The organism is Saccharomonospora iraqiensis subsp. iraqiensis (assembly GCF_000430445.1).
Taxonomy (GTDB): Bacteria; Actinomycetota; Actinomycetes; order Mycobacteriales; family Pseudonocardiaceae; genus Saccharomonospora; species Saccharomonospora iraqiensis.
In genome coordinates this window covers 13,812-22,395 of record NZ_KE387137.1, presented here as the reverse complement: position 1 = coordinate 22,395, position 8,584 = coordinate 13,812, and the positions used below count along the sequence as shown (strand labels likewise).

The window sequence follows — 8,584 nt, the reverse complement described above, 5'->3', positions numbered from 1 at the left end:
CGTCGTCCCGACCGGGCGGCGCGTCGGCGGTGCGCGCCACGCCGTCCGTCGTGGTGGGGTCCGGTGGCGTCGGCGCGGTGGTCCGGGCGGCCGCACCGCCGGTGAACGCGGACACACTCGACAGCAGGCCGATGATCAGGGTGACGGCGACGGTCCGGGCCGGGGCAGCTCTGCGCACCCGAGCAGGTTAACGGGCCTGTCCAGCGTGGATACTGGGGCTATGCGTCTGTCCCGTCGGGTCTCGTTGTTCCTGCTCGCGTTCGGTGTGTGGTCCTGGATCATCTGGATCACCTTCGCCCGGAACCTCTGGGGCAGCGACGACGCCTGGAACCCGGACGGCTCGCCGACGGCGTACTTCGTCGTCCACGCGCTGCTGGCGGTCACCTCGTTCGTCCTCGGGACGATCATCGGGGTGCTCGGCTGGCGCGGGTGGCGGGCCGCCCGCGGGGGCGGCGGGGAGCCCTGACCGGGCGTTCCCCCCGCGCACGTCCCGCTTCCGAAACTTTCGAAACAGCTGCCCCCGGAGTCGGCGCCTATCGGCGTCGACTCCCCGTTGAGCTCGGTTGTTGCAGGTGAACCGCTCGTCCCACGCTTCTTACGGCCGAAAACTTTCGGAAACTCGGTGTTGACCGACGGTGTGACCGTTGCCATACTTCTCCCCGTCGTCGCCCGGTGCTGTCGGATCACCGCACAGCGTCACCGTGCCGGTGCGCCCGCATCACCGCGACGTCGCCCTGTCCTCGACGAAAGGACTCCGAGAATGAGCACGGCACACCAGCGGCGATCCGGCCCCCGGCGGGTCGGGTCCCGGATCCGGACGGCCGTCGTGACGGCGGCGGTCGGTGCGTTGACCGCGGGCGGCCTGGTGGCCACGGCGGGGACGGCGAGCGCACAGTCCACGCTCGCCGAGGCCGCCGAGTCGCAGGGCCGCTACTTCGGCGCCGCGGTCGCGGCGGGCCGGCTCGGCGAGTCGGACTACACCGCCACGCTGAACCGGGAGTTCAACAGCGTCACCGCCGAGAACTCGATGAAGTGGGAGAGCCTGCAGCCCTCCCGCGGGAACTTCGACTTCTCCACCGCGGACCGCATCGCCGACCACGCGCGCAGCCAGGGCATGGACCTGCGCGGGCACACGCTGGTCTGGCACTCGCAGTTGCCCGGCTGGGTCGAGAACCTCGGGACCAACGACCTCCGGACGGCGATGAACAACCACATCACCACGGTGATGGAGCATTACCAGGGACAGGTCGGCTCCTGGGACGTGGTCAACGAGGCGTTCCAGGACGGCGGCAGCGGCGCCCGGCGCGACTCGGTGTTCCAGCGTCAGCTCGGCGACGGCTGGATCGAGGAGGCGTTCCGCACCGCGCGCTCGGTCGATCCGAACGCCACGCTCTGCTACAACGACTACAACACCGACGCCTGGGACTCGGCCAAGACACAGGCCGTGTACGACATGGTGGCCGACTTCGTCAGCCGGGGCGTGCCGATCGACTGCGTCGGCTTCCAGGCGCACTTCAACAGCGGCAACCCGGTCCCGGAGAACTACCACACCACCCTGCAGAACTTCGCCGACCTCGGGGTGGAGGTCCAGATCACCGAGCTGGACATCGCGGGTTCCGGTGAGTCGCAGGCGCAGCAGTACCGCGGCGTCACCCAGGCCTGCCTGGCCGTGTCCGCGTGCAGCGGCATCACGGTCTGGGGGGTGACCGACAAGTACTCCTGGCGTTCGGAGGACACCCCGCTGCTGTTCGACGGCGACTACAACGCCAAGCCCGCCTACCACGCCGTGCTGGAGGCCCTCGGCGGCTCCGGCGGCGGAGGCGGTGGGGGCGGTGACGACGGCGACGCCGCCTGCACCGTGAGCTACGAACAGACCCAGCAGTGGGGCGACCGGTTCAACGGCCGGGTCACCGTCCGCGCGGGCGACGAGGCGATCAACTCGTGGAGCACCACCGTCACCGTGCACCCGCCGCAGGAGATCTCGGCGACCTGGAACGGCGATCCGAGTTGGGACTCCAGCGGTGACGTCATGACGATGCGGTCGAACAGCGGCGGCCTGCCCGCCGGCGGAGAGACCAGCTTCGGCTTCACCGTCATGGCGAACGGCAACTGGGCGGCACCCACCCTGGGCTCCTGCACCGCCTCCTGATCATCGCGTCCCGGTTCCGGGCCCGTCGGGCGGGAGGGGGACCGGAACGGGACGAGGGCCGGCCCGGTCGCGACGACCGCGCCGGCCCTCGGCCGTGTTCGGGGGACTCAGACGCGCTTGAACAGCAGCGCCCGCTTGACCTCCTGGATGGCCTTGGTGACCTGGATGCCGCGCGGGCAGGCGTCGGTGCAGTTGAACGTCGTGCGGCAGCGCCACACGCCCTCGGTGTCGTTGAGGATGTCCAGCCGCTCCTCGGCGCCCTCGTCCCGGGAGTCGAAGATGAACCGGTGCGCGTTCACGATCGCCGCGGGCCCGAAGTAGGACCCGTCGGCCCAGTACACCGGGCAGGACGAGGTGCACGCCGCGCACAGGATGCACTTGGTGGTGTCGTCGAAGCGGTCCCGGTCGGCCTGCGACTGGACCCGCTCGCGGGTCGGCTCGTTGCCGTAGGCGATGAGGTAGGGCTTGACCGCGCGGTAGGCCTCGAAGAACGGCTCCATGTCGACATAGAGGTCCTTCATCGTCGGCAGTCCCTTGATCGGGGCCACCGTGACCGTGGTCTGCTTGCCCTCCTTCGCCAGCAGGTCCTTGACCAGCACCTTGCACGCGAGCCGGTTGATGCCGTTGATCTGCATCGCGTCCGACCCGCAGATGCCGTGCGCGCAGGACCGGCGGAACGCCAGGGTGCCGTCCACGTAGTTCTTGATGTTGAACAGCAGGTTGAGCACCCGGTCGGTGGGCAGCGCCGGGACGTCGTAGGACTCCCAGTGCGGCTCGTCGTCGATCTCGGGGTTGTACCGGAGGAGCTTCACCGTGATGGTGACCGAACCCTCCGGCGCGGGGATCTGGGAGGTGTCGTGCGCGGCTTCGGAAACCGTGGCAGTCATGTCAGTACTTCCGCTCCATCGGTTCGTACCTGGTGAAGGTCACCGGCTTGTAGTCGAGCCTGAGGTCGGCCTGGAACCCGGTCAGCCCGAGCGGGGCGTCCGGGTCCGGGCCGTTCGCGGCCTCCGGAACCAGCTTGTACGACATCGAGTGCCGCATGAAGTTGGTGTCGTCGCGGTCCGGGTAGTCCTCGCGGGCGTGCCCGCCGCGGGACTCCTTGCGGGCCAGTGCCGCGTTCACCAGCATCTCGGCGAGGTCGAGCAGGAACCCGAGCTCGACGGCCTCCAGCAGGTCGGTGTTGTAGCGCTTGCCCTTGTCCATCACGGCGATGCGGCCGTAGCGCGACTTCAGCGCCTGAACGTCGTGCAGCGCCTGCTTGAGGGTGTCCTCCGTGCGGTACACCGCCGCGTTGGTGTCCATCGTGCGCTGGAGCTCGTTGCGGATGTCGACCACCCGCTCGCCGCCGGTGGCGGTGCGCAGGTGGTTGACCATCCCCTCCACGAGCTCGCCCGGGTTCTCCGGCATCTCGACGAAGTCCCGGCCGTTGGCGTACTCGGCCGCGGCGATGCCCGCCCGGCGCCCGAACACGTTGATGTCCAGCAGCGAGTTGGTGCCGAGCCGGTTGGCGCCGTGCACGGACACGCACGCCGCCTCACCCGCGGCGTAGAGGCCGGGCACCACGGTGTCGTTGTCCCGCAGTGCCTCGCCGTGCACGTTGGTGGGGATACCGCCCATCGCGTAGTGCGCCGTCGGGTAGACCGGCACCGGTTCGTGCACCGGGTCCACACCCAGGTAGGTGCGGGCGAACTCGGTGATGTCCGGCAGCTTGGTCTCCAGCACCTCCTCGCCGAGGTGGGTGCAGTCGAGGAAGACGTAGTCCTTCTCCGGGCCGGCGCCGCGGCCCTCCAGCACCTCCAGCACCATCGAGCGGGCGACGATGTCGCGCGGCGCGAGGTCCTTGATGGTCGGGGCGTAGCGTTCCATGAACCGCTCGCCCGACTCGTTGCGCAGGATCGCGCCCTCGCCGCGGGCACCCTCGGTGAGCAGGATGCCCAGCCCCGCCAGGCCGGTCGGGTGGAACTGGTAGAACTCCATGTCCTCCAGCGGCAGCCCCTTGCGGGCGTAGATGCCCATGCCGTCCCCGGTCAGGGTGTGCGCGTTCGACGTGGTCTTGAAGACCTTGCCGAAGCCGCCGGTGGCGAACACGATCGACTTCGCCTGGAAGACGTGGATCTCCCCGGTCGCCAGCTCGTACGCGATCGCGGCCGTGGCCACCGGACCGTCGGCGGTCTCGGTCATGGCCACGTCGAGGACGTAGAACTCGTTGAAGAACTCGATGCCGTGCTTGACGCAGTTCTGGTACAGCGTCTGCAGGATCATGTGCCCGGTGCGGTCGGCCGCGTAGCAGGACCGGCGCACCGCGGCCTTGCCGTGGTCCCGGGTGTGCCCGCCGAAGCGCCGCTGGTCGATCCGGCCCTCCGGGGTCCGGTTGAACGGCAGGCCCATCTTCTCCAGGTCGAGCACGGCGTCGATGGCCTCCTTGGCCATCACCTCGGCCGCGTCCTGGTCGGTGAGGTAGTCACCGCCCTTGACCGTGTCGAAGGTGTGCCACTCCCAGTTGTCCTCCTCGACGTTGGCCAGGGCCGCGCACATGCCGCCCTGCGCCGCGCCGGTGTGCGAGCGGGTGGGGTAGAGCTTGGTGAGCACCGCGGTGCGGGAGCGCTGACCGGCCTCGATCGCGGCGCGCATCCCCGCGCCGCCCGCCCCGACGATCACCACGTCGTACTTGTGAAACTGCATGTCGTCGTCGCTTTCGCGTGGGTGTCAGTCGGTGGCCGCGATGTTCGGGTCGAACGTGAAGATCACCAGCGTGCCGAGCACGAGGATGACCGCCATCGACGTGTAGAGCAGCATCTTCAGCCAGAAGCGGGTGGCGTCCCGGCGCGCGTAGTCGTCGATGATCGTGCGCAGGCCGTTGCCGCCGTGCAGCTGCGCCAGCCACAGCATCGACAGGTCCCAGAACTGCCAGAACGGCGACGCCCAGCGGCCCGCCACGAACGCGAAGTTGATCCGGTGCACGCCGCCGTCGAGGATGTTCATGATGAACAGGTGCCCCAGCACCAGCACCACCAGCAGCAGGCCGGAGATGCGCATGAACAGCCAGCTGTAGAGCTCGAAGTTGCTCCGCCTGGCCGCGGGCCTGCGCGGGGAGCGCGGCTTGTCGAGAGTGAGTGCCTCAGCCATCAGTTGCCGCCTCCGGAGAACAGTTCGCTCACGGTGCGCTCGAGCATGAAGTAGGTGCCGGGGATCATCACGAGGACCCAGACGCCGATCAGCGACCACAGCATGCCGCGCTGATACCGGGCTCCCTTGGACCAGAAGTCCACGAGGATCACCCGGATGCCGTTGAGCGCGTGGTAGAGCACCGCGCCGACGAGGGCGACCTCGAGCAGGTTGACGAACGGGGTCTTGTAGGTCTCGATGACCTCGTCGTAGGCGTTCGGGGAGACCCGGACGAGGGCTGTGTCGAGCACGTGGACGAACAGGAAGAAGAACGTGAGCACGCCGGTGATGCGGTGCAGCACCCAGGACCACATGCCCGGGTCGCCGCGGTAGAACGTACCGCTCCGACGTGAGGCGCCTGCCCGATCACTCGCACCCACCTCGCCGGCGGTGCTCGCAGTGGTGGACATCGGTTGTACGGCCTCCAACGTCACTGATGGACTGTGCCCGGCGTACCTGCGGCTTCGCCGAGGTCGCAAGCCGTCGAGCGTGGATACGACTGGATGCTAGACCCGCCGAGTTCCCCGCGGTCCACCTCGGGTTGGCGTCTGTGACAGACCAGACACGAATTTCACCGCGCGCGTGGCACGGGTCTCGCCCCCGGCGGTGCGCCACCTCTTGACCGACAGGCCCGGACACGGAACGTGTCCGGGCGGTCGCGCTTCCCGCTGGGGAGTGAACATTTCTGTTACGCGAAGTGGATGCCGGATGTTCCCCGAGGTGACTCGACGGTACGGTTCCCGAATCGCTCGGCGGGTGCGCCGGGCGCTTCTTCAGTGGTGTCCGCTCGACAGCGGCGGGAAGGGAGACACACCGTGCTTCGTCAGCGTGGTGCAGCGCCGGTGGCCATCGCCATGGCCGGCGCGTTGGTCCTGGCCGGGTGCGCCAAGGACTCCGGGGACACCGGGGCCGGTGCGGCCGGCGACGGTTCTTCGGGCGGCGAGTGCGTGACCGCGCAGGCGCCCCCGCGTGCCGACTCCACCGGCAGGCAGAGCGAGGTCCCCACGGACGTCGACGCCTCCGACCTCAGCGTGGGGCTGGCCTACGACGTCGGCGGTCGGGGCGACGCGTCGTTCAACGACGCCGCCGCGGCGGGGACCGACCGCGCGAAGGAGGAACTGGGCGTGCCCGAGGTGGCCGAGAGCACGGCGGTGGCCACCGAGGACGAGTCCGCCAAGGCGCAGCGGCTGCGGCAGCTCGCGGATCAGGGCAACGACCCGATCATCGCGGTCGGCTACGCCTACGCGCCCGCGCTGGAGGAGGTGGCCCCGGACTACCCGGACACGCACTTCGCCATCGTCGACGACAACTCGGTCGAGGCGCCGAACGTGACCCCGCTGGTGTTCGCCGAGGAGCAGGGCTCGTTCCTGGTCGGGGTCGCCGCCGCGTACAAGAGCGAGAACTGCCACGTCGGGTTCATCGGCGGCGTGGACACCCCGCTGATCAACAAGTTCGAGGCGGGCTTCGTGCAGGGCGCGGAGGCGGTCTCCGACGACATCACCGTCGAGACCGACTACCTCACGCCGGCCGGGGACATCTCCGGCTTCAACGACCCGGGCAAGGCCAACGTCGTGGCGAGCTCGCAGATCGACAAGGGTGCCGACGTGCTGTACCACGCGGCGGGCGCCTCCGGCGGCGGCATGTTCGAGGCCGCGCAGGCGGCCGGCGCGAAGGCCATCGGCGTGGACTCCGACCAGTACGAGCAGGACACCGTCGCAGACGTACGGGACGTGATCATGACGTCCATGCTCAAGCGGGTCGACGTCGCCGTGTTCGACTACATCGCCGCGGTCGCCGGGGACGACCTGGACTCGCTGCCCGAGCGGTTCGACCTGGCCGTCGACGGGGTCGGCTACTCCACCTCCGGCGGCATGGTCGACGACATCGTGCCGCAGCTGGAGGGCTACAAGCAGCAGATCGTCGAGGGCGAGATCGAGGTGTCGGCCACCCCGCAGGGGTGAGCCCTTCGCGCACCGGAGGCAGTCCGGCCGGGCCCGCACGACACGGGGTGACCCTCCCGCCGTGCCGGGCCCGGCCGGGTGAGCAGGTCGTCGCGTCGACCGACCGTGGCGCGACGTCCCCGTGGAGAGCTTGCGAGAGACGATGACCGAGACCCGAGAAGCGGTCGAACTCGACGGGATCACCAAACGGTTCCCCGGCGTGGTCGCCAACTCCGACGTGCATCTGAGCGTGCGCCGGGGTGAGGTGCACGCGCTCTGCGGCGAGAACGGCGCGGGCAAGTCCACCCTGATGAAGATCCTCTACGGCATGCAGCAGCCGGACGAGGGCACCGTCAGGATCGACGGCGAGGTGGTGCGCCTGCGCGGGCCGCAGGACGCGATCCGGGCGGGCATCGGCATGGTGCACCAGCACTTCATGCTCGCCGACAACCTCACCGTGGCCGAGAACGTCCTGCTCGGGGCCGAGTCCCGGCACGGGATCGGCCGGACGGCCCGCGCCCGCGTGGTCGAACTCGCCGCGGGCGCCGGCCTGCGCGTCGATCCGGACACGCTGGTCGAACACCTCGGGGTCGCCGACCGGCAGCGTGTCGAGATCGTCAAGGTGCTCTACCGGGGCGCGGGCATCGTGATCCTGGACGAGCCCACGGCGGTGCTGGTGCCGCAGGAGGTCGACGCGCTGTTCGACACCGTCCGGCAGATGCGGGAGCGGGGCTACACCTTCCTGTTCATCTCGCACAAGCTCGACGAGGTGCGGCGGATCGCGGACCGGGTGACCGTGCTGCGCCGGGGCACCACCGTCGGCACCGTCGACGCCGCCACGGTGGGCACGACGGAGCTGGCCGAGATGATGGTCGGCTCCGAACTGCCGAGCCCGACGACCGGGGCGTCCACGGTCACCGACCGGCCGGTGCTGCGGGTCACCGGGCTGCGCCTGACCGGGGACGACTCCGGGCGGGCCGCGCTGGACGACGTGTCCCTGACCGTGCACGCGGGTGAGGTGCTGGGCATCGCCGGCGTCGAGGGCAACGGGCAGACCGAGCTGGTCGAGACGGTCATGGGGATGCGGCCGGCGTCGGCCGGGACCGTGGAGCTGCTGGACGCCGACGGTCGCGTCCACGACCTCACCCGGTCCGGCACCCTCGCCCGGCGCGAGGCCGGCATCGGCTACATCCCCGAGGACCGCACCCGGCACGGGATCCTGGCGACCCGCCCGTTGTGGGTGAACCGCATCCTCGGGCACCAGACCCGGCCGCCGGTCTCCCGCGGACAGATCCTCGACCCCGCCGCCGCCCGCGCCGACACCCGC

The 8,584-nt window shown here is 69.9% G+C and carries 8 protein-coding genes; 4 read left to right on the top strand and 4 right to left on the bottom strand.

What is annotated here, in order from left to right:
- Positions 1–220: 220 nt before the first annotated feature.
- Positions 221–466, top strand: coding sequence for an SCO4848 family membrane protein (locus ACTIR_RS0120695; RefSeq protein ID WP_026455697.1), 246 nt, complete (start codon positions 221–223; stop codon positions 464–466).
- A 294-nt stretch (positions 467–760) separates the two neighbouring features.
- Positions 761–2,149 carry an endo-1,4-beta-xylanase gene (locus ACTIR_RS0120690; protein WP_026455696.1) on the top strand — a complete coding sequence of 463 codons (1,389 nt, stop codon included), beginning with the start codon at positions 761–763 and terminating at the stop codon, positions 2,147–2,149.
- A gap of 107 nt (positions 2,150–2,256) precedes the next feature.
- Here ACTIR_RS0120690 and ACTIR_RS0120685 read toward each other — a convergent pair whose 3' ends face one another.
- From ACTIR_RS0120685 to sdhC, 4 genes are read right to left on the bottom strand one after another with little or no spacing between them, the layout of a single operon-like run.
- Positions 2,257–3,036, bottom strand: a complete 780-nt coding sequence (locus tag ACTIR_RS0120685; protein WP_026455695.1) for a succinate dehydrogenase iron-sulfur subunit — start codon at positions 3,034–3,036, stop codon at positions 2,257–2,259.
- A 1-nt stretch (position 3,037) separates the two neighbouring features.
- Positions 3,038–4,834 (bottom strand): succinate dehydrogenase flavoprotein subunit, encoded by a 1,797-nt coding sequence (sdhA, locus tag ACTIR_RS0120680; RefSeq protein WP_026455694.1) that lies wholly within the window; start codon positions 4,832–4,834, stop codon positions 3,038–3,040.
- Positions 4,835–4,858: 24 nt separating this feature from the next.
- Positions 4,859–5,278, bottom strand: coding sequence for a succinate dehydrogenase hydrophobic membrane anchor subunit (locus ACTIR_RS0120675; protein WP_026455693.1), 420 nt, complete (start codon positions 5,276–5,278; stop codon positions 4,859–4,861).
- Complete coding sequence (gene sdhC / locus ACTIR_RS0120670; protein WP_026455692.1) at positions 5,278–5,727, bottom strand: succinate dehydrogenase, cytochrome b556 subunit; 450 nt, start codon at positions 5,725–5,727, stop codon at positions 5,278–5,280. Before sdhC ends, ACTIR_RS0120675 begins: the two co-directional genes overlap by 1 nt.
- A gap of 444 nt (positions 5,728–6,171) precedes the next feature.
- Here sdhC and ACTIR_RS0120665 point away from each other — a divergent pair, with 444 nt between their 5' ends.
- Both ACTIR_RS0120665 and ACTIR_RS0120660 read left to right on the top strand, forming a co-directional pair.
- On the top strand, positions 6,172–7,278 hold the full coding sequence (locus ACTIR_RS0120665) for a BMP family lipoprotein (RefSeq protein WP_026455691.1): 1,107 nt from the start codon (positions 6,172–6,174) through the stop codon (positions 7,276–7,278).
- 142 nt (positions 7,279–7,420) lie between these two features.
- Positions 7,421–8,584: ABC transporter ATP-binding protein (locus ACTIR_RS0120660; protein WP_026455690.1), on the top strand; the 1,164-nt coding region annotated here is incomplete at its 3' end.